At 68.4% G+C, this 20,074-nt stretch carries 15 protein-coding genes; 7 read left to right on the top strand and 8 right to left on the bottom strand.

The window, feature by feature from the left end; all coding sequences use genetic code 11:
* Positions 1 to 89 precede the first annotated feature (89 nt).
* The 3 genes from ADL25_RS33675 to ADL25_RS33665 all read left to right on the top strand — a co-directional run bounded on the left by ADL25_RS33675 (position 90) and on the right by ADL25_RS33665 (position 2,720).
* A complete protein-coding gene (locus ADL25_RS33675) occupies positions 90 to 788 on the top strand; it encodes an aquaporin (protein ID WP_199839251.1) in 699 nt (232 codons plus the stop codon).
* A gap of 99 nt (positions 789 to 887) precedes the next feature.
* Entirely contained in the window at positions 888 to 2,345 is a 1,458-nt protein-coding gene (locus tag ADL25_RS33670) for a catalase (protein WP_059131693.1), read from the top strand.
* 117 nt (positions 2,346 to 2,462) lie between these two features.
* Positions 2,463 to 2,720 carry a hypothetical protein gene (locus ADL25_RS33665; protein ID WP_059131692.1) on the top strand — a complete coding sequence of 86 codons (258 nt, stop codon included), beginning with the start codon at positions 2,463 to 2,465 and terminating at the stop codon, positions 2,718 to 2,720.
* An 8-nt stretch (positions 2,721 to 2,728) separates the two neighbouring features.
* Here ADL25_RS33665 and ADL25_RS33660 read toward each other — a convergent pair whose 3' ends face one another.
* Both ADL25_RS33660 and ADL25_RS33655 read right to left on the bottom strand, forming a co-directional pair.
* On the bottom strand, positions 2,729 to 5,407 hold the full coding sequence (locus ADL25_RS33660; RefSeq protein WP_159045055.1) for a LuxR C-terminal-related transcriptional regulator: 2,679 nt from the start codon (positions 5,405 to 5,407) through the stop codon (positions 2,729 to 2,731).
* A 480-nt stretch (positions 5,408 to 5,887) separates the two neighbouring features.
* Positions 5,888 to 6,451 carry an alpha/beta hydrolase gene (locus ADL25_RS33655; protein WP_059131690.1) on the bottom strand — a complete coding sequence of 188 codons (564 nt, stop codon included), beginning with the start codon at positions 6,449 to 6,451 and terminating at the stop codon, positions 5,888 to 5,890.
* Between ADL25_RS33655 and ADL25_RS33650 the strand changes: the two genes are divergently transcribed.
* Complete coding sequence (locus ADL25_RS33650; protein WP_079050734.1) at positions 6,442 to 7,020, top strand: TMEM175 family protein; 579 nt, start codon at positions 6,442 to 6,444, stop codon at positions 7,018 to 7,020. The genes ADL25_RS33655 and ADL25_RS33650 overlap by 10 nt on opposite strands.
* 793 nt (positions 7,021 to 7,813) lie before the next feature.
* On the opposite strand, the gene ADL25_RS51960 is transcribed toward ADL25_RS33650, so the two are convergent.
* The 6 genes from ADL25_RS51960 to ADL25_RS33620 form a co-directional block, all read right to left on the bottom strand.
* A complete protein-coding gene (locus ADL25_RS51960; protein WP_324614081.1) occupies positions 7,814 to 7,939 on the bottom strand; it encodes a hypothetical protein in 126 nt (41 codons plus the stop codon).
* 589 nt (positions 7,940 to 8,528) lie between these two features.
* Positions 8,529 to 10,388, bottom strand: coding sequence for an alpha-L-fucosidase (locus ADL25_RS33640; RefSeq protein ID WP_079050737.1), 1,860 nt, complete (start codon positions 10,386 to 10,388; stop codon positions 8,529 to 8,531).
* A gap of 230 nt (positions 10,389 to 10,618) precedes the next feature.
* Positions 10,619 to 12,748 (bottom strand): alpha-galactosidase, encoded by a 2,130-nt coding sequence (locus ADL25_RS33635; RefSeq protein WP_059131687.1) that lies wholly within the window; start codon positions 12,746 to 12,748, stop codon positions 10,619 to 10,621.
* Between the two features lie 39 nt (positions 12,749 to 12,787).
* Positions 12,788 to 13,594 (bottom strand): carbohydrate ABC transporter permease, encoded by an 807-nt coding sequence (locus ADL25_RS33630; RefSeq protein WP_059131700.1) that lies wholly within the window; start codon positions 13,592 to 13,594, stop codon positions 12,788 to 12,790.
* 35 nt (positions 13,595 to 13,629) lie between these two features.
* The gene (locus ADL25_RS33625) at positions 13,630 to 14,580 is read right to left on the bottom strand and encodes a carbohydrate ABC transporter permease (RefSeq protein ID WP_079050732.1); all 951 of its coding nucleotides are present in this window, start codon (positions 14,578 to 14,580) and stop codon (positions 13,630 to 13,632) included.
* 3 nt (positions 14,581 to 14,583) lie between these two features.
* On the bottom strand, positions 14,584 to 15,879 hold the full coding sequence (locus ADL25_RS33620; protein ID WP_059131686.1) for an extracellular solute-binding protein: 1,296 nt from the start codon (positions 15,877 to 15,879) through the stop codon (positions 14,584 to 14,586).
* Positions 15,880 to 16,146: 267 nt separating this feature from the next.
* Between ADL25_RS33620 and ADL25_RS33615 the strand changes: the two genes are divergently transcribed.
* The 3 genes from ADL25_RS33615 (at position 16,147) to ADL25_RS33605 (ending at position 19,802) form a co-directional block, all read left to right on the top strand.
* Positions 16,147 to 17,112, top strand: a complete 966-nt coding sequence (locus ADL25_RS33615) for a LacI family DNA-binding transcriptional regulator (RefSeq protein WP_234381139.1) — start codon at positions 16,147 to 16,149, stop codon at positions 17,110 to 17,112.
* A gap of 182 nt (positions 17,113 to 17,294) precedes the next feature.
* Positions 17,295 to 17,537 (top strand): integrase, encoded by a 243-nt coding sequence (locus ADL25_RS46820; RefSeq protein ID WP_234381138.1) that lies wholly within the window; start codon positions 17,295 to 17,297, stop codon positions 17,535 to 17,537.
* 387 nt (positions 17,538 to 17,924) lie between these two features.
* Positions 17,925 to 19,802, top strand: coding sequence for a CocE/NonD family hydrolase (locus tag ADL25_RS33605; protein WP_059131683.1), 1,878 nt, complete (start codon positions 17,925 to 17,927; stop codon positions 19,800 to 19,802).
* Positions 19,803 to 20,074 lie beyond the last annotated feature (272 nt).

Here is a 20,074-nt window from a genome sequence, read left to right as displayed (position 1 = left end):
GTGAGGCTGAATGCGGTCGGTCAAGCCGCACCGGAATGGGCGCAGGCAACGATGCCCAGCTGAACAGCAGGCAAAGGAGCACACGAAAAATGGCAGGAGTAACCACACGGGAGGGAGCGCCGATTTTCGCGCGTCCTGTCCCGCAGCGCGGAATGGCGGCACGAAAATACGTCACCGAGTTCATCGGCACGTTCTTCCTGACGTTCGCGGTCGGTGTGGCCGTGTTGAGCGGCAGCACGTTCGTGCCGCTGGCGGCGGGCGCGACCCTGATGGTCATGATCTATGCCGGTGGGCACATCTCCGGCGGCCACTACAACCCGGCGGTGACGCTGGCGGCGATGGTCCGCCGCCGGATCGGAATCCGGGACGCCGTCGCGTACTGGGTCGCGCAGGTGGTAGCCGGCTTCGTCGCCGGGGCCATCGCCCGCGCCGTGGTCAACCCCGCGTCGGTCAGGACCCTGACCCTGTCCGGGCACACCGAGGCGGCCGCCGCGGTGGCCGAGCTGCTGGTCACCTTCGCCCTGTGTTACGTGGTGCTGAACGTGGCCACCAGCAAGGACCAGCCCGGCAACGGGTTCTTCGGGCTCGCGATCGGGTTCACCGTTGCGGCCGGCGCGTTCGCCGTCGGCGGCATCTCCGGCGGCGTCTTCAACCCGGCGGTCGCGTTCGGCGGCGCCGTCGCCGGCCTGTTCGGCTGGTCGACGGTCTGGGTCTACCTCGTCGTCCAGCTGGCCGCCGGCATCGCGGCGGGAGTGGCTTTCCTGGCCCTCAACCCCGGCGACAAGTGATCAAGCGTGGGCGGGCCATCGCCCGCCCACGGACGCACCGAGAAGGGCCCCGGGTCGATCACCACCCCGGGTTCCACCCGCAAAGAGGAGAAAATGTCCATGACCAGCACGCAACCGAAGCCCACCACGACCGATGCCGGCATCCCGGTGGCCAGCGACGACCATTCGCTGACCGTCGGCCCCGACGGCCCCATCGTGCTGCACGATCACTACCTGATCGAGCAGATGGCCAACTTCAACCGGGAGCGGATCCCGGAGCGCCAGCCGCACGCCAAGGGAGCCGGCGCGTTCGGGTACTTCGAGGTCACGAACGACGTCAGCGCCTACACCAGGGCAGCGGTGTTCCAGCCCGGCACCCGCACCGACACGCTCATCCGGTTCTCCACCGTGGCCGGGGAGCAGGGCAGCCCGGACACCTGGCGGGACCCGCGCGGGTTCGCTCTGAAGCTGTACACCTCCGAGGGCAATCTCGACATCGTGGGGAACAACACCCCGGTGTTCTTCATCCGCGACCCGCTGAAGTTCCAGCATTTTATCCGGTCCCAGAAGCGCCGCGCCGACAGCGGGCTGCGGGACAACGACATGCAGTGGGATTTCTGGACCCTGTCCCCGGAGTCGGCGCACATGGTGACCTGGCTGATGGGCGACCGGGGCATCCCGCGCACCTGGCGGCACATGAACGGGTACTCCAGCCACACCTACTCCTGGCTCAACGCCGACGGTCAGCTGTTCTGGGTCAAGTACCACTTCATCGCCGACCAGGGCATCGAGTTCCTCACCCAGGCCGAGGCCGACGAGCTGGCCGGCAAGGACGCCGACTACCACCGGCGTGACCTGTACGGGGCGATCAAGCGCGGGGAGTACCCGAGCTGGACGCTGAAGGTGCAGATCATGCCGTTCGAGGAGGCCAAAAACTACCGGTTCAACCCGTTCGACCTAACCAAGGTGTGGCCGCACGGCGACTACCCGCTGCACGAGGTGGGCAGGCTGACGCTGAACCGCAACGTGACCGATTTCCACACCGAGATGGAGCAGGCCGCGTTCGAGCCGAACAACCAGGTGCCCGGCACCGGCCTGTCGCCGGACAAGATGCTGCTGGCCCGAGGGTTCTCCTACGCCGACGCGCACCGCGCCCGGCTCGGCGTCAACTACAAGCAGATCCCGGTGAACTCCCCCAAGGCGGGGGTGCACTCCTACTCCAAGGACGGCGCGATGCGGATCCGCAACGTCTCCGACCCGGTGTACGCCCCGAACTCCTACGGCGGCCCGCAGGCCGACCCGGCCGCCGCCGCAGAGGTTCACTGGTCCGCCGACGGCGACATGGTCCGCGCCGCCTACACGCTGCGCCGTGGCGACGACGACTGGGGGCAGGCCCGCACCATGGTCCACGAGGTCCTCGACGACGCCGCTCGCGACCGGCTGGTGTCCAACATCACCGGCCACCTGCTGGGCGGCGTGTCCGAGCCGGTGCTCGAGCGCGCCTTCCGGTATTGGAAGAACGTCGACCAGACGCTTGGCGAAAGGATCGAGAAGGGCGTCCGCGAGGGTCAGTCCTGACCGGCGGTGCGAACCACCCATGAGCCTGGCGCCGGCAGGCGCCGGGCCCATCCCTTTGACGCCCGGAGTGACCGCCCGGCATGGAGCAGCCCAGATTCTGGTCGGAACGGTGACGCGATGAACCATCCGACGAAGTCCGCATGGTACGAGATCCGCGTGCGCGGGCAGCTGAGCCAGAGGCTCCTTGGCGCGTTTCCCGGCCTGCACGCCGAGATCCAGGGAGCCGACACCCTGCTCATCGGGACGCTGCCCGATCAGGCCGCGCTGCATGGCGTGCTGGCCCGGATCGAAGCGCTCTGCCTGGAGCTGATCGAGCTGCGTCGCTGCGGCGGCGAGCCCGCGAGCAACCGCATCCGTAGCGAGCGCGACGTCTGAGACCTGGCTCAGGGCCTGCGTGAAGAGGGTGCGAGCAAGCCGAGGGCCCGGGCCCGCTCCACAGCTTGGCTACGGCTGTGCGTGCCGAGCTTCCCGTACACATGCCGCATGTGCGTCCGGACCGTGTTCACCGACAGGGACAGTTCGTCGGCGATTTCCGGCGCCGACAGATTCGTCGGCAGGTAGCGCAGGACTCGGATCTCACTGTGGGTCAGCGGCTCGCGCAGACGCGCCGGCTCGCCGGCTTCAGGCTCTCCTTGTTTTCCGGCCAGGAGGTCGAGGATCTCGGAGATCATGGCTGCATGAGCAGTTGCGCGCCTGGCTTGGCGCTCGAGCACTTCCGGCGCGGGGTGGAGGAGGAAGGGCAGCACCGTGGCACCGGGCTCGGCGAGATCGAGCGCGCGCTCAAGGGCGCGCCCGGCGGCGGCCGGGTCGCCGAGCGCGTCGCGCGCGATCGCCTCGAGCAAGAGGGGTTGAACCAGCCAGCCGCGGGGTTCCATGGGCGAGGCAGAGCCGTCGAGGACTGGCGCGAGCGCGGCGGTCGCCGCTTGCGGGTCCTCCCGGGCGAGGTGCAGCGCCGCCAGGGCGGCCCGAGTCTCCCCGGTCTCGCGCTCCGGCGGTTCCATTTCGGCCAGCGCCCGTTCGACGCGCTGCGCTTCGCCGAGCCGCACCAACGTGTGCAGCTGGAACGCTCGCGCCTTCGTGGCGAGCGGATGATGGGCGACGACCAGATCTCTCATGCGCCCGGCGGAGCGGAAACCGGCCAGCGCGTCCTCGTCATGGCCACGCGCGAGCTCAAGCAGCCCGCGGCCATAGTGCAGCATCAGTCCGGTCACCGGATCGGCCTCCTGGCGCACCGCGCGCTCGGCTCGCTCCAGCCACGACTCCGCCTCGTCGAGCCGTCCCCGCCAGATCAGATGCGCGCCCAGCGCCAGGTACGCGGCCGCAACGATGGGCTCTTCGGTCCAGCCGTGCTGCCGGGCCAGCTCGATCGCCTGCCCGCCGCGCTCCGCGGCCGGAGCAGGTGCCCAGCTAAGCAACGCGACCGCCCAATGCGCCAGCCCGAGGATCTCCAGATACGGCCGCCCGATCCGGTGCGCCAGCGCGACGCCCCGCTCGAGGTGCCGGTCCGCGTCTTCATACCAAACGGACCAGGTCTCGGCGATGCCCAGGCTGATCAGTGCCAGCGCGCGCAGCTCATCACCACGTTCGGGCTCCGCCGCGTCCCGGGCGTGACCTGAGGCGAGCAGCCGCTGCGCCTCCTCGACCACGGCCGGCAGGTCGCCGCGCTGGCGGGCCAGCAAAAGCCGCAGCACGGTAACCGTCAGATCGAAATGCTCACGCCGGTCACGGGGCACCGACTCCGAGCGGTGGGTAGCCAGGGCCAGCTGCCGCTCCGCCTCCCCCAGCGAGCCATGCTCCGCTTCATCGAACGCGGCCAGCGCGGTGAGCTCTCCGTCGGCCGCGATCACCCCGACAGGGAATCCGGCCAGCAGCGCGTGGGCCGTGGCGGCCTGCCCATCCAATCCGAGGCCGATCCAGTGGTCCGACAGCAGGCGGGCCGCCGGACCCCAGTGCCCCGCCGCCTGGGCGTGCCGGATCGCCTCCACCGGATGCCCGTGTTCCGCGTACCAGCCGGCCGCGGCGCGATGCACCGCAGTGATCTCTTCCGGAGCGGTGCGTCGCAGCTCCAGCTGCAGCAGGTCGGCGAACATCGTGTGGTAGCGGAACCAGGACCGCCGCGCGTCCAACGAGACCACGAACGCCCCGGCCTGCTCCAGGTCCTGCAAGACCCGTTCCGCGCCGGAACCCCCGGTCAGCAGGTCGGCGAGCTCACCGTTGACCCGCTCCAGCACGCTGGTCCGCAGCAGCAGCCGCCGGACTTCCTCGCTCTGCCGCTCCATCACCTCGGCCAGCAGGTAATCGGCCACCGTCCGCTCGCTGCCGGCGAATCCGGCCGCGAACCCCTCTGGGTCCGGATGCCCGGCCAGCGACAAAGCAGCCAGCCGTAGCCCGGCAACCCATCCCTCAGTCCGTTCATGCAGCCGTGCGAGGGTTGACCTGGACAGCTCCACCCCGGCGCCGTGAAACAACGCCCGCGCCTCTTCCAGGCTGAACCGCAGACCGTCCGCGCGAATCTCGGTGAGTCCCGCCTCCAGCCGCAGCCGGTGCAGTCCCAGGCGCAAGTCCCGGCGTGTGGAAAGCACGAACCGCACCTCCGCCGGCGCGCGCATCACCAGCAGCTCCAGCTGGCGCTGCGCCTCGGCCGAGCGCAGTTCGTGCAGGTCGTCGATGATCAGCCAGACGTGGTCCCCCAGCGGCGCCAGGTCCTGCAGCAGCCGCTCCACGATCGTCCACCCGTCCAGGTCCGGCGCCTTGGTCAACGGCCGCACCAGGTCCGACCCGGCGGCCGTGGCCCGCAGCGCGTCGCACACAGCGATCCAGAACCGTTGCGGATCGCTCTCCTCGCGCTGGACCGAGACAAACGCGGCACGCTCCGCCAGGCCTGCCTCGCGGATCCAGGACCGCAGCACGACTGTCTTCCCGCTGCCGGCCGGCGCCGCTATCGTGGTGACGCGCGCCGCTTTCCCAAGCTGCGCGAAGAGCGCGGGGCGGGAGACGATCCCTCCCTGGACGGCAGGAACCATCTGAGCGTCGGCGCTCTGGGATCGGCCGGCAGTTCTCATAGCACTCATTGTCAGGTCGGCAGGGTCACCTTGCGCACTTCCGACCATCGCACAGGTCGGCAGTCAATGCTCTCCTGCACGTATCGAACTTGACTACCGGCTTGATGCAGCGCGGGCCGCCACAGACCGTGGGCACCACATCGCTGAAGGTGACATCGTCGCCCTCGCCCTCGACACCTGGCCCCGCGCAAGGGGCTGCCCACCCGAAACGACCCCCTCCCACGGCAGAGGCCGTGGGAGGCGCGGCCCCACGTCTGCCGCTGAGACGTAGTGCCCGCGGCAGGGGCGCGCGGGCAGCCGATCCCTGCCGCAGGGTGTTCGTGCGGAGCCGCGTGCAGGACCGGAGCACGAACAACAGTGATGGGTAGCCGACGTCGCGGTGGTGCTCTGGCCATCACCGCCGCCCGTTTCCTCCGGCTGGGATGCCGAGCGGATGTCGCGTTCGGCGGTGCCCGGACGTGCTCCGCGCGGCTCGCACGGTCAGCGGACGGACTGGGTGGCAGCGGCGATGACTCGGGTGACCACGTCGGGGCGGGTGATCAACGACAGGTGGCCCGCCTTCACCTCGGTGATGTGGGCGTCGGCACGCCGGGCCATGAAGCGCTGCTCGGCCGGGACGATGACATGGTCGGTGGTAGCGACGACGGCCCATGACGGAAGGGACTTCCACACGGGTGCGCCGGAGGGTTCCGAACCCGCACTGACCGCGAAGGGGCGCTGGCCCGCCGCGACGAGACGCGCCTGGACGGCGGGCACACCATTGGCAAAGCAGTCCTGGAGGCCCTTGTACGCGCCGTTCGGAGCCCACTTGAGGTAGGCGTCGACGTCGCCGGACGGTCCCCCCGGGTAGGGCACCAGGTTCAGGAAGGTCGACGGTTCGGCCGTGACGCAGGAGCCGGGCTCGGCTCCGTTGATCTGGAACACGGTCTCGCCCTCGGCGGGGATGTACGCGTCGTCGTAGACGAGCGCCTTCACATTGGGGCTCTGCGTCGCCGCGTTGGTGATGACCATGCCGCCGTAGGAGTGGCCGACCCCTGCTCGCACTTGAGATCACCGTCCCGGAAGGTCTGCCCGAGTCGGAAGTCGCGCACGCCGTCCGGGAATCGGTGCCCGCCATTGGCGCCTATCTGCTCAGCTTCGCCGTCATCGGAGCACTCTGGCTGGCCCAGCACGCCCTGTTCCGTCTGATCTCGACCGTCGACCGCTGGTTGCTGTACCTGTACTTCGCCCTCCTTGCGGTCGTGGCCGCGTTGCCCTACCCGACCCGGCTGATCAGCGAGTACGGCGGGACCACCACGGCAACCGTTGTGTACGCGGCGGCGATCACCCTGACCATCACTCTCTTGTGCGCGATGTACCTACGGCTCCTGGCCGCCCCCGCCCTGGCCGCTTCGCACGCAACGCCCGCGCAACTGAGGGAGGCGGTCCGCCGTGCCGCCCTGCTGATTCTGGTTTTCGAGGCTTCGGTCCCGGTGGCGTTCTTCTCGCCGGACCTCGCCAAGTTCTGGTGGCTGCTGGCGATCCCGGCCCGACTGCTGTTCCGTGCGCCGCCCGCAAGCGCACAGACACCGGCCGCGGAGAGCCTGCCCCGGGAGGAGGAGTCGCCGTCCTGACAGTGGGCACCACGCGCGCGCCGTTGGGCGCCGACCGCCTCGAAGTCCCGTGGAAACCGGCACCAGTTGGGCCGTTCACGAAGCCTGTCCTGCGCGACAATGCGTTTCGCGGCAATGAACCATTGCCGACTTGCGCCGCGAGCCGGTCAGCGATTGCGCATGCGGCGAGCGAATCTCGGCCTGGGCTGCGCAGCCCAGAGATCGTGCGCAATCACCTCCATGACTGTCGCGGGGCAGTGCGCAGGCAAATGCGTTGTTTCGGAGATCCGGCCGCGCAGTCCGGGATGCCAAGGGGCGCGTGGCCGGCTTCTGCCGCCGGCCCGGGCCATCTGCGCAACGGTGGGCGAGCCGCGCCGCCAGGTGTGCAACCGCCCCTTGGGGGAATCTCCGGGGTCCGCTGCCGACCATGCGAGCGCGACCGTGGTGACGGTGGGGGCCCAGAGGCCGCGGTCGGCCCGACCACGGATCTGGCCTCGCATGGACGCCGACCCACTCAACACAGGCGGCCATGGAGCATGCCGTGCCACGTATTCGGATCCTGGGCTGAGGTGTACTGAGGCGCTTTCGTCGCGCTTGCCCACTGTATGGATGCTCCCGGGTGGCCAGCGTCTTGCTGCCGAGTCAGGCTGGGAGTGACCCCGCCACGGCCTGGTGGTCCCCATAACCCAGGCTGCCGGAAGTCAACGCAGGGGACGCCTCCCTATCCGCATTCTGCGGCCACGCGGACGGAGCGGGAGGCGTGCTCGCGTGATCGAGATGCGGCGGAACACCCTTCGGGCCGTGTAAGGGGTTGTCACGCCCGCTCGGCGACGAACGAGCCCATACCGGGCGTTGTCACAATAAAGCCCTCGTCCCGCAGCGCAGCAGTCGCCTTGCGCACGGTGCCACGGGCCACGCCGAACTCGCTTTCGAACTGCACCTCGCTGATCAGCGTGCGAGGCGGGTACTCGCGCTGGCGACGCGGGCGCGCAGCACGTCTACGATCTGCTCCCACTTGGGCCGCGTCGGGTCGTAGTCGATCACCCGACCGACTGCGTCCTTACCAACCACTGCTGCGGTTGCCGCACCTGCCGCAGGACAACGGCTGTCGCCTGCCCCGAAGCGAGCCGACTGCGCAGCGCATGGTCCGCAGCCCGCCGCGCCGGCCATGGGGTTGCCCGGTGATCTACGCTCGCTGCGACAAGCCGATCCGCGAGTGCGAAGAGTACGAGACCCGAGACGTGATGCGACCGTCCGGCCCGTGCGTGACGCTCCTTGTGCACAAGGGCTGGTGCAAGCGAGCGCCGCAGCCGACCGCCCCGTCCGGACTCGGCCGATGAAGACCCCCCAGCGTGGTGGAACCGCCTGCGTCGGGACGGCCGGCCCGGGAAGTCGACGTGTCCACCACGTTCGTCGAGCGCTGACTGTCGCGGCTGGATGCGCCGCTCGGCCGGTTCGAGGAGGAGTGGAAGCCGGCCCCGTGTACCCGGCCGACGTCCATACGCCGGCCGGGTCGAAATCGGATCTGCTCAGTCGACGTGATCATGGCCGACGGGCGAGCGCCAGCCGATGCGGATCTCGTCGATGCCCAGCTTCTGGTAGAACGCCGGGACGGTGGCCGCTGCCCAGGTCGTATTGACGGTGAGCCGGACGTAACGGGTGCGGGGGACGTCGAGATCGATGAAGCGAACACCACGGGCACTTTCCAGGACACCCGTCAGGATGGGTGCGCCCCACTCGTTCCCGTCGTCACTGACATATACCTCGTAGTCCTTGATGCGCGCCGAATCCTCCTTGCGTCCGAAGGTCTCGCGATTGTAGGTCGGCGACCATTCACGCTGGTTGATTGCGAGGAAGCTGACCGGCAGTCGCCGGCCGAGGTCGAGGGTGACCGTGACGGGCAGCGCCTCGCCGCTGTCCCACCAGGTCACGAAGGAGCCGTCGGTGAGGCCTGTGGCCGGGAAACCGTCGGCGGCGGCGCTCGCCGTGGAGGTGATCTGCCGCTGCGGGTAGAGCCCCTCACGAGCGGCGGTGTGCACCCGCAGGACCGTGTCGTACGGGTCCCAGGCCGCGATGCCGCTGATGGTGACACGGCCGTCCTTCTGCTCGAACGGCAGCCGCTCTCCGGAGCGGAGCTCGGTGACGCGCACGATCTTGTAACCGTTGTCGCGGATCGTGAGGATGCCGGTGGTGGGTGGTGTGGTGACGTGGACGTACTGCAGGAACGGATCCTTCTTGCTGATCGTGACGACTCCGTAGGCGCCGTCGTTCCACGCCCCGGGCTGCAGTCCGCCGTACATGTAGCCGCCGCCCAAGGTGTCGTCGATCGACTCGCGTATCGCGGGCAGGTAACTGGCCAGGAAGTTGTTGAACGCCTCCTGGTTCGCCGGGAATCGGCCGTTCACCTGGGCGGTCTCGGCCATCAGCGATTTGATGGAGGATCCGGCGTTGGTGATGAAGCGGCCGACGTTGAGTCCGTGGTCGACGGTCGAGTCGGAGCCGTCGAACCACCACTGTCCCTTGCTTGGAAGCTTGTAGCACGCCTCGGTGAGACGGGGCATGGGGGTCCACACCGCGGCCGGATAGTCGTAGGCCGGGACCATGCCGACCTTCTGCTCGTTGCTGACTGTGTCCATGATGGGCGTGTCTTCGTTGTTGTTCGACAGCAGCCACGAGGGTCGCCGCTGGCGGATCAGCGCGTACAGCCCGTTCTGCTCCCAGTACTCGTTGTCATTGTCGATCCAGAAGCCTGCCAGGTCCGGGTAGTTGTTCATGATCTCGACGAAGTTGTCGAAGCTGTACTCGCCGAAGCCCGGCCGGGTGGTGAGATCGACCTGCTTGCCCTTGTAGGCGGAGTAGGCGGCGGAGTCCAGTTGTTCGTGACCGCCCTCGGCATGCCACTGCGGGTCGTCGGTCATGTACAGGATGACATGCAGCCCCTTGGCCTTGGCCGCGGCAATGAGCTCGCCGAGGAAGTCGCGCTTGGTGCTGGCGCTGCCGGGGATCTTCGAGGGCCATGCCCGCGAGTAGCCGAGCCTGCTGTGGAAGGAGGCGAGCACCAGGTAGCTCGCGTGCAGCTTGCGGGCTTCGTCCACCCAATAGTTGGGGTCCCAGCCGCCGCCGGTGATCGCATCCTCCCAGGAGGCGGCGTCCGTGTAGCCGGGGAAGGTGCGCATGCCCCAGTGCAGGAACAGGCCGGCCGACGCAGAACGCAGCCAGCGCTGCCGACGGTTGTAGAGGCCTTCGGGGAGGTAGCTGGGGAGCGCCCCGGGGCGGTCGGCGCCTCGCGGCGCCGCCGAGGCCGTCCAGGCCCCGGACAGCGCCCCGGTGAGGACGGTGGCGCCCATCAGGGCTCCGGTCGCTTTGAGGACTTCACGTCTGGAGGTCATTGCTTCGTCACCCATCTTGTCGTCCAACGATTTGGGCTGGCGGATATCTGGCGCAACGCTCCTGCACGCGGCCGGGCGATGCGCGTCTGTGGGGTCTGTCCAAGGCCGTCGGCACACCCGCCTACGGATGCGGCCAGGGCGTCTGGGGCCTTCGAATCCGAGGCGGAAGTCCTGGACGGCGGCCCTACCCCGGAACTGGATGAACTGGCAGGCGCTCAGACGCCGGTCGCCTACCGGGCGGGGCGCAGACGGACCAGCGCACTGGCCCAGTCGCCCGGGGCGAGACGGTCGCGGATCGGGAGGCCGACGCTCATCAGGACACGACCGGTGGCCTTGGGCCCGGCGGCGTCCGCTCCTGTGTACTCCTGGTAGACGGCATCCGCGTCGAGCCCGGCGAGGCGTAGGAGGCCGGGTGCGGGCCGCACCTCGGGGTGCGGGTGGAAGAGGAGGACGGCCACCTCGTCTCCATATACGTACTGGATCGCCGACAGGCCCCGTCCGGGCTCGGCGCCGAGGCGGTACTGCTCACCATGCTGAACGGTGGCCCGTATGTCCTTGTACCGCGCCACCAGCTCCCGCGCTTCGGCGATGTCCTCCGGCGACCACTGGTGGAGGTTCCCGCCGATGCCCAGCACCCCGGCCATCGCGACGTGGAACCGGTAGGCCAGCGGTGCCCGCCCGGCATCGGTCACCCAGGCCGCCATCACGCCCGCAGGGTAGACCTGGCTGAATCCGTGCTGGATGGACTGCCGGTGGAAGGCATCGGTGTTGTCGGAGGTCCACACCTCGTCGGTGCGGGCGAGGATGCCGAAGTCGACCCGGCCGCCGCCGCCCGCACACGACTCGATGCGCAGATCCGGGTGGTTGGCCCGCAGCCGGTCCATCACCGCGTACACGTTGCGGGTGTGATCGAACCACAGCCGGTCCTGGTCGCCGTCCCCGTCCTTCTCCCGTGCGGGCCAGCCGGCCTGTGAGAAGGCCCGGTTCATGTCCCACTTGAGGAACGTGATGCCGTGGTCGCCGACCAGCTTGTCCAGCCAGCCGAACGCCCACTCGCGGACGTCCTCGCGGGCGAAGTTGAGGACGAGCTGGGTACGCACCTCGTCACGGCGGCGGTGCGGGTGATGGAGCACCCAGTCGGGGTGCGTTCGATAGAGGTCGCTGTCCGGATTGACCATCTCCGGCTCAACCCACACCCCGAATCCCATGCCGAGCCTGCGCACTTCGTCGGCGAGCCGGTCGAGCCCTTCGGGGAAACGCTCCGGGTTGGGCCACCAGTCCCCCAGGCCCGCGCTGCTGTCCACCCGTCGCCCGAACCAGCCGTCGTCCATCACGAACAGTTCGACGCCCAGGTCCGCCGCCTTGCGGGCGATCTCCAGCTGGCCTTCCTCCTCCACGTCGAAGGCCACCGCCTCCCAGGAGTTGTAGAGGACCGGCCGCACCTCCTGCGCGAGCGGCAGCACGTACTGGCGGGCATAACCGTGCCAGGCGCGGCTCGCAGCGCCGAACCCGCCCTCGCTGTAGGCCCCGAGCACGGACGGCGTGGTCAGCTCCTCCCCCGGCTGGAGCCGCCAGGTCACGCCCTCGTGGCCGAATCCCGCGGACACCGCGACCCGGCCCTCGAACCGGCGCTGCGCGGTGAGCCGCCATGTGCCGCTCCAGGCCAGCGCCACCGTCCATACCTCGCCGCGGTCTTCGGTCGCCGTACCGTCGTCGAGCATGATCCACGGATTGGCGTGGTGGCCGGTGAGCCCGTGCCGGCTGCCGAAGGTCAGTTCGCCGCGCGGTAGCGGCTCCCTGCGCAACTGGTTCTCCGCGGACCAGGCTCCCCAGACCGCGCTGTACCGGTAGTCCGGCAGTTCGGGCAGCAGCCAGTTGCCGGAGTCGGCCCGGTGCACGGTGACGGGCGAATCCCCGCCACCGGTGTGCCGCAGCGTCGTCCACCGTTCGACGACGTCGCAGTCCTCCCGCACCCGGTAGTGCAGCACGACCGTGAATGGGAAGTGGGTGTCCGCGAGGACCAGGTCGAGCCGGGTGCCGTGCGGCTCCTGCTCTATGTGATCCGAGACGAGGGCGAGTTCGAGGGAACGCACCCCGCCGGTGAACGTCACCTGCAACGAGGGCACGCCCCAGCGCAGGCCGCCGTCCACCGGCAGTTGCTCCTCGATGTCGAGTGGGAGGTCGTAGGGGGCGGTGGTGTACGGCCGGCCGGCGAGACCCGCCGCCTCGGCGGGGGCCAGCCGCACCCCCCAGTGGAGCTGGACGAGCTTGCCGTCCTCGGTCGCGTGCAGCGCGTAGGTGGTGTGCTGGGTGGACAGGGACCAGACACGCCGCTCGCGGTCGACGACAACGGACGCCATGGACTTCCTTTCCTTGAGGCTCTGGCTGCCGAGGACGGTTCAGCCCTTGGTGGCGCCGCTCGTCAGGCCCTGGACGAACTGCTTCTGCAGCACGAGATAGAGGATCAAGACCGGCAGCGTGGCCAGGAACATCAGGCCGAAGACCGTGCCGTAGTCGGCCTGGTACTGGCCGATGGCCCGGTAGATTCCAGTGGTGACGGTGGTGCCGCTGCCCGGGCCGAGGATGATCAGTGGGTCGATGAAGTCGTTCCAGATCCACACGCCGAAGAAGATGACCGCGCTGGCGGTGGCCGGGCGCAGCAGCGGGAAGACGATCCGCCAGAAGACGGTGAGCCGGCCCGCGCCGTCGATCGCGGCGGCCTCCTCCAGCTCGACCGGGATGGTACGGACGAACCCCGCGAAAACGAAGACTCCGAAGGGCACGTAGTAGCCGACGTTGAACAGCACCAGACCCTGCACGGTGGCCATCAGGTGGAAGATCCGCAGCACATGCGTGATGGGCAGCAGGATCACCTGCGGCGGGATCATCAGCCCGGACAGCAGCAGCAGGGTCGCGGCGCGGCCCCAGCGGGAGTTGGTACGGGCCAGATAGTGGCCGAGCATCGCGGACAGCACGGTCAGCACGACCACCGAGAGCGTGGTGACCAGCAGGCTGTTGGTGAGGCTGGCCCAGAACAGGTGGTCGGGGCGGTCCATGACCGCCTGCAGGTTGTCCAGAGTGGGAGGCGCCGGCAATGCCGCAGGGCTCGACGCGATGTCGGCGCCGGGCTTGAAGGTGTTGGCCAGCACCACGTAGAGGGGTACGGCGAACACCGCGCCAAGCGCGGTCACCGCGAGCGGACGCATCCAGGTGCCGCCGTATGCTGAGGAGTTCGTGGTCCTCACAGGTCCACCTCCCTGCGCTGGAGCAGGCGTAGAACCACGGCTGAGGCCGTGGCGACGATCAGCAGCATGACGACGGCCATCGCGGACGCGTATCCTTGGTGGTTGGCGATGAAGCCGGTCTGCAGGGTCAGGAAGGCGACGGTGGCGGTGGTGCCCGAGCCGGGGCCGCCATTGGTGATGACCTGGATGTGGTCGTATGCCTTGAAAGCACTGATCAGCAGCACCACCGTGTTGATGGTGAGCGCGGGTGCCAGCAGCGGCCAGGTCACATGGCGGAAGCGGGCGAAGGGCGCGGCACCGTCGATCGAAGCGGCCTCGTACAGTTCCGCCGGCACGGACTGGAGTCCGGCCAGGTAGACCACAACGCAGAAGCCGAGCATCTGCCAGGCCATGATCCCGGCCACCGAGTAAAGGGCGAGCGAGGGGTCCGACAGCCAGCCCACCGGGCTGACGCCGATCCAGCCGAGGGCCTGGTTGACCACTCCGTCGTCGGCCAGCAGTCGGGTCCAGACGATGCTGACGACGACCGAGCTGAGCACCATGGGCACGAAGAAGACCCCGCGCCAGGTGTTGTAGAACCAGCCTTTGCGGTTGAGCAGCATCGCGACGCCGAGCCCGGCGAGGTTCGGAACGATCACCAGGATCACGGTGAGCACCGAGGTGACCCGCAGCGAGGTGAGGAACTCGTCGTCACCGAAGAGCATCCGGTAGTTGTCCAGGCCCACGAACCGGGTCTGGGGGTTGAAGGGGTTGTAGTTCGTCAGGCTGTACCAGAAGCTCAAGCCGACCGGGGCGAGCACGAAGCAGCCGTAGACCAGCAGCCCGGGCGCTCCGAAGACGCCAAAACGGGCCAGGGCCGCGCGGATCCTGCGGGATCGGCTCCGGCCGGCCGCGGGGCGGACCCGCGACACCGGCTGGGAGCGGACGGTCCGGACGTCGATGGCCATGGGTCAGGACGCCTTCTTCCACTCGTCGTCCAGATAGACTGCCGCCGCCTCGGGCGACTTGCGGCCGAGGATGACGTCCTGCGTGGCGGCGAACACCTTGGCGTCCACGCCGGGCAGCAGCGCGTCGTCGCCGGTCTCCCAGGCGAACGCCTTGACGATGGCCTGGTCCTTGACGGCCTGCTTCCACAGGTCGTAGGTCTCCGTGAAGACCGGGCCCATGTCGCTCGGCTGCTTGTATCCCTTGATCGCGGGGAAGAGCGCGTCGGACTTCACCGAGGCGTCGAGGTTGGTCTGGTCCAGCTGGAAGGCCAGGGCGAACTTCCGGGCCGCGTCGAGGTTCTTGGCGTGAGCGTTCACGTCGATGCCGCCGCCGGTGTAGACCGGCATCAGTTCGGAGCCATCGTCGGTGGGCCAGGGGAACACGCCGATGTCGTTCTTGATCGGGCTCTTGTCACCGGAAGCGGCGAACCAGGAGCCCATCGGGTACATCGCGCCCTTGCCCTTGAGGAAGGCCTGCTCGGTCGCGGCGTAATCCAGCGAGACCATCTTGGAGTCGATGTAGCCCTTGCTCGCCAGGTCCCCCACCTTCTTGAGCGCGCCAACGAAGTCGGGTTCGGCGAACTTCACCTTGCCGTCTCGGCGCCGGTCCATCCAGTCCGGTGTCTTGCGGTAGACGTCGGTGCCCACGGTGCCGGTCAACGGCAGTACCGTCGGAAAGGCGTCCTTGCCGCCGCCGACCACGAAGGGAGTCGTTCCCTTGGCCTTGAGCTTGGCGCAGTCGGCGAGGAGTTCGGCGTACGTTTTCGGCGGGGCCGTGATGCCGGCGGCGGTGAATATCGACTTGCGGTAGTAGACGTTGGGGATGCTCTGGCTGTTGGTGGGAAGCTGGTAGATCTTGCCGTTGATGGCGCCCGCGCCAGGGAACAGGAAGTCCTTGAGTTCGCTGGGCTGCCAGGCGTAGAGGTCGCCCGCCTCGGCGAAGCCGGTGGGAGCCACGGCGATCATGACGTCCGGCAACTGGCCGGAGGCGCGAAGCTGCTTGGCGTACGCCGTGCGGTCAGCGGTCGGCGACACCAGCCTCTTCACCTTGATGTAGGGGTACTTCGCCGTGACCCGCTTGATGGCGGCGTCCCAGTACTGCGGGGTGAGATTGGGCGTCTCGAACGTCAGGAAGGTGATCTCCTGCGTTCCCTTGGAACTCCCCGACGACGAAGAGGAATCGCTGCCCACCGAACAAGCACTGAGCGGGGCGGCCATGGCGAGGGCGAGAAGCGCGGCTGTGGTGCGGGTTCTTGGCATTTCGAGGGTCCTCCGACTGCGGAATGGCAGAGCGGGTCAGGTCGGCCCGAAGCACGTGAACGCTCACGTAGACGTTTCTGTTTGAGACTGATCCCGGCTCTAACTACCTGTCAAGAGCGTTGACCGCGTTCGCCATTAAGGAGCACGATGGTACGTGAGCGCTCACGGAGACCCTCAGGGCATGAGCAGGCCGGGATGGACCGGCAGAAGGTTGGAGTGCCAATCGTGTCTACGACGAACGGGCCGCGACGCGTCACGATCGATGATGTGGCGCGCTTGACGGGGGTCTCGCGGCAGACCGTGTCCCGGGCGATCAACGACAAACCGCAGATCGATTCCGCCACCAAGCAGCGCATCCTGACAGCGGCGAAGGAGCTGGGCTACCGGCCCAGCCGCTTCGCCCGCGGCATGGTTCGACAGTCCACCACCACACTGGGCCTGGTGATCGCCGATGTGCTGAACCCGTTCTTCCCCGAAGTGGTCGCCGGTGTGCTGGAGGCGGCGGACGCCCGGGGGTGGCACGTCGTGATCTACACCACCGCCTCCGAGCTGAGCAAGGAGCGGGAGGTCGCCGAAACGGTCGTGGACCATGTAGACGCCTGTGTGGCGTTCATGCTGGACTCACCTGCCATAACCCGGGTCGCCGGCTCCGGCATGCCTTTCGTGCTGCTCGGAAACGAGGACCGGCCGACGCAACTATCCACGGTACGGATCGACTTCGACTCCGGCATCCGGCAGGCCTTCGACCACCTGGTGGCCAAGGGGCACCGTAACATCGCCATGATCGACGACCGCGACCGCGCCAAGTCCGGGGCCCCGGACATACGCAGTGGACTGTTCACCGCGGTCGCCGCCGAATACGGCCTGCGGATAGAACCGCACTGGCGTCAGCCGTCCTCCAACTCCATACAGGGCGGTGCTGCGGCGATGGAACGGCTGCTGGAGACCGCGCCGGAGGTGACGGCGGTGGTCTCGTACAACGACATGATCGCCATCGGCGCGATGCGGCACGCCCGGGCCCGGGGCCTCGTGGTGCCCGGCGACCGCGCCTTCGTCGGGTTTGACGGGCTGGCCCTGGGTGAGTTGGTGGACCCGCCGCTGACCACGCTCCATATCGACAAGCGGCGGCTCGGGCAGGCGGCCGTCGAGCAGGCCGCGGCCCAGATGCCGGGCGGGGGCGGAATGGCGGACACGCTGATCCGCCCCCAGCTCGTGGTGCGGGACTCGACGTGAGCCGTCATCCTTCACCCGCCCCCGCGCCATTCGCCGCTGCGGCCGGCTGACGGCCCCCGTGTGGGGTGCCATAACTAACGCACTCGCGCTATTCCTGAACGTCTTCAAGTGGCCCCGGGGATTGGTCCGTGCCGGGACCACTTGAGGGGGGCTTGCCCTTTTCTGCTCGAAATCGAACTTGGGTGAGAACGCTCCACACCGAACTGCTGGAGCGCACCCTCATCTGGAACGAGACCCATCTACGCCAAGCGCTGCGCGCCTACGAATGGCACTACAACCAGCGCCGCACTCACCGATCGCGGAACCCCGCAATACCCCTCCGCGCCCTGCCCCAAGCGCTCGAACCCGAACGAATCGACCACCTCTGCATACGCCGACACGACCATTTCGGCGCAGTCATCCACGAGTACCGACACGCCGCTTGACCTGCGAGGACGTAATATTCGGCACCCGTAGCTCTCCCGGCTGCGCCCTTCAGGGGCGTGGCGGAGGTCGGTGAAGAGCCCCCCGACCTGGCGAACCAGCCCCATCCGCTGGGATGCAGCAGACGTTTCCACCTTCGCCTCCTACAACTTCCCCTGTCAGAAATGGGCTTGTTCCCATCACATCAGTAACGCGACGGATACACAGCACCGTTGACGCGTTTCAGTGCTGACCTTAGGCTCGCTCGCCATCGGTTCCGGCCAGAGTTCGCACCCATGGTCCCGTTCCTGACATGCGTGCGACCGTCGTCGTCGCTGCGATGGCGGGCAGGGCACTGCCGCTTGACCGGAAACGCCGTTCCGCTCCGTACCGACGACTCGGGAGAGCATGTGAACAGACGTCGCGCGCCCGGCTGGGCCGCCTTGGCACTCGTCACCACTCTGGCGCTGACCGGAGCACTCGCCGGCCCCGCCGACGCGTCACCGGCCGCCGCTTCCGCTCAGACCCCGACCACGGTGGTCGCCACCGCGACCGAGGGCATCACGCACGAGCAGAACGACCGTGTCCCAAAGGGCTCGGTCTGGACCCAGCACTACTTCCCGTCCTCGGACGGCTCCGGTACCGAACTGCACGGCGACCTGCTGATGCCCGAAGGCGTGCCCGCCGGGCAGAAGGTGCCGGTCATCCTCTCCATCGGCCCGTACTTCGGGCACATGGGCCAGACGAACCCCGAGGGCTGGACCCACACCGGTCCCTCGAATCGCTTCCAGGACTTCGTCGAGGGCAGCGACCTCTTCTCCCACGGCTACGCGTTCCTCATGGTCGACCTGCGCGGCTTCGGCGGCTCGACCGGCTGCCTCGACTGGGGCGGTCCCGGTGAGCAGGCCGATGTGAAGGCCGCGATCAACTGGGCCGCGAGCCAGCCGTGGTCGACCGGCGCGGTGGGCATGTACGGCAAGTCCTACGACGCCGTCACCGGCCTCATCGGCAACGACCTGAAGCAATCCGCGCTGAAGGCCGTTGTCGCCGGGGAGCCCCTCTGGGACATGTACCAGTACATCTACTCAAACGGCGTCCCCCGCCCGAATGTGACCGGAACCGCGAATGCCTACAACGGCATTGCCACGATGGCCCCTCTGTCGGATGACGACGGGCACTACCAGGCCAACGCACGATACGAGGACGACCACCCTGGGTGCCTGACCGAGAACTCGGCCGGCTACCGGATATCCGACCAGAACGACCCGTTCTGGACCTCCCGTAACCTGGCCAAGATGGCTCAGGGCACCGACACGCCGCTCTTCGTCACCCAGGGCTTCATCGAGAACAACACCAAGCCCGAGGAGATGCAGGAGTACCTCACCAACCACACCGGCCCGGAGCGCGGTTGGGTCGGCCAGTGGGACCACGTGCGTGGCGGCGACCGGGTGGGCGACGGTCGCCTGGCCATGGGTCGCGAGGGCTGGTACGACGAGACGCTGTCCTTCTACGACCAGTACCTCAAGGGAGTTCAGCCCTCGGTCGACTACCCGACGTTCTCCGTCGAGGACTCCACCGGTCACTGGCGAGCCCAGGACACCTGGCCGGTGGTGGAGCGCGACGTCACCCTCCCGCTGGGGAAGGGCAGTTACCTTGACGACGGCGGTGCCTCCGCCCGCGCCAACCTGGCCGCAGCCAGCACCCCGGCGCCCAAGGCGGCGCAGCCGTCGGGCAACTGGGACATGGAGAACGCCCCGGCGACCGAACAACCGGCGCCCAAGGGTCTGGCCAAGGGGATCGCGAAGAGGCAGCAGGCCGGTGAGGTCGGCTCCAGCTTCTTCGTCTGGTCGCGGCCGCTCGCCCAGGACGTACGACTGACCGCCACGCCGAACATCTCGCTGACCGCGAAGGGCGAGGGCAACATCATGCTCAAGCTCTACGACGTCGGCCCGGACGGCAAGGCCGTCATGTTCGACGAACAGGTCTCCCTGCTGAAGGCGGGCCGGATGAGCGTCGACCTCAAGGCGACCGACTGGACGCTGAGGGCCGGGCATGTCCTGGCCGTGGAGATCGGCTCGATCCAGACCGGGTCGTGGCGTGACACCCCATCGGGTCAGATCGTCAAGGTCTCGGGCGCCGTCCTGAGGCTGTCCCTGGACGACCCGTCCGACGACGTAGCCACCCAGGGGGACCGCTCACCCTACCTGGACACCTACCTGCGCCAGTACACGGTGGACCTGCCGGCCGGTCCGGCTTCCTTCACCGTGACACCCGGCGGCCACATCTGATCCCGTGCCCACAGGTCGGCGCCGGCCGGCACGGCTCCCGGCTTCGCTCCGGAGCACCGTCCGGCACCGGCCCAGGCACCGTCAGGGGTGCCATAACTCTCGTACCTGCTTCGACCTGTGACTTCGAAGCCCGCCTCCGATCATGGCATGCTCGCGCGCCGTGATGCTCCGCATGGTCTGTCTCGCCTTTGCCCGCCTCCTCGGGCTGCTCCTCCTGTTCTCCCGTTCCCAACGAGCCGAGGGCGTCGAGCTGCCGGCACTGCACCACGAAG

The organism is Streptomyces sp. NRRL F-5122 (genome assembly GCF_001507435.1).
GTDB classification, from domain to species: Bacteria; Actinomycetota; Actinomycetes; order Streptomycetales; family Streptomycetaceae; genus Streptomyces; species Streptomyces lannensis.
Note: the sequence above shows the minus strand (reverse complement) of the source record. Positions and strands in the feature narration are given on the sequence as shown.

What these genes read in the sequence shown, in the direction of transcription:
- ADL25_RS33675 (WP_199839251.1), top strand. Translation starts at nt 90, where the DNA reads ATGGCAGGAGTAACCACACGGGAGGGAGCGCCGATTTTCGCGCGTCCT.
- ADL25_RS33670 (WP_059131693.1), top strand. Translation starts at nt 888, where the DNA reads ATGACCAGCACGCAACCGAAGCCCACCACGACCGATGCCGGCATCCCG.
- ADL25_RS33665 (WP_059131692.1), top strand. Translation starts at nt 2,463, where the DNA reads ATGAACCATCCGACGAAGTCCGCATGGTACGAGATCCGCGTGCGCGGG.
- ADL25_RS33660 (WP_159045055.1), bottom strand. Translation starts at nt 5,407, where the DNA reads ATGAGAACTGCCGGCCGATCCCAGAGCGCCGACGCTCAGATGGTTCCT.
- ADL25_RS33640 (WP_079050737.1), bottom strand. Translation starts at nt 10,388, where the DNA reads ATGACCTCCAGACGTGAAGTCCTCAAAGCGACCGGAGCCCTGATGGGC.
- ADL25_RS33635 (WP_059131687.1), bottom strand. Translation starts at nt 12,748, where the DNA reads ATGGCGTCCGTTGTCGTCGACCGCGAGCGGCGTGTCTGGTCCCTGTCC.
- ADL25_RS33630 (WP_059131700.1), bottom strand. Translation starts at nt 13,594, where the DNA reads ATGCGTCCGCTCGCGGTGACCGCGCTTGGCGCGGTGTTCGCCGTACCC.
- ADL25_RS33625 (WP_079050732.1), bottom strand. Translation starts at nt 14,580, where the DNA reads ATGGCCATCGACGTCCGGACCGTCCGCTCCCAGCCGGTGTCGCGGGTC.
- ADL25_RS33620 (WP_059131686.1), bottom strand. Translation starts at nt 15,879, where the DNA reads ATGCCAAGAACCCGCACCACAGCCGCGCTTCTCGCCCTCGCCATGGCC.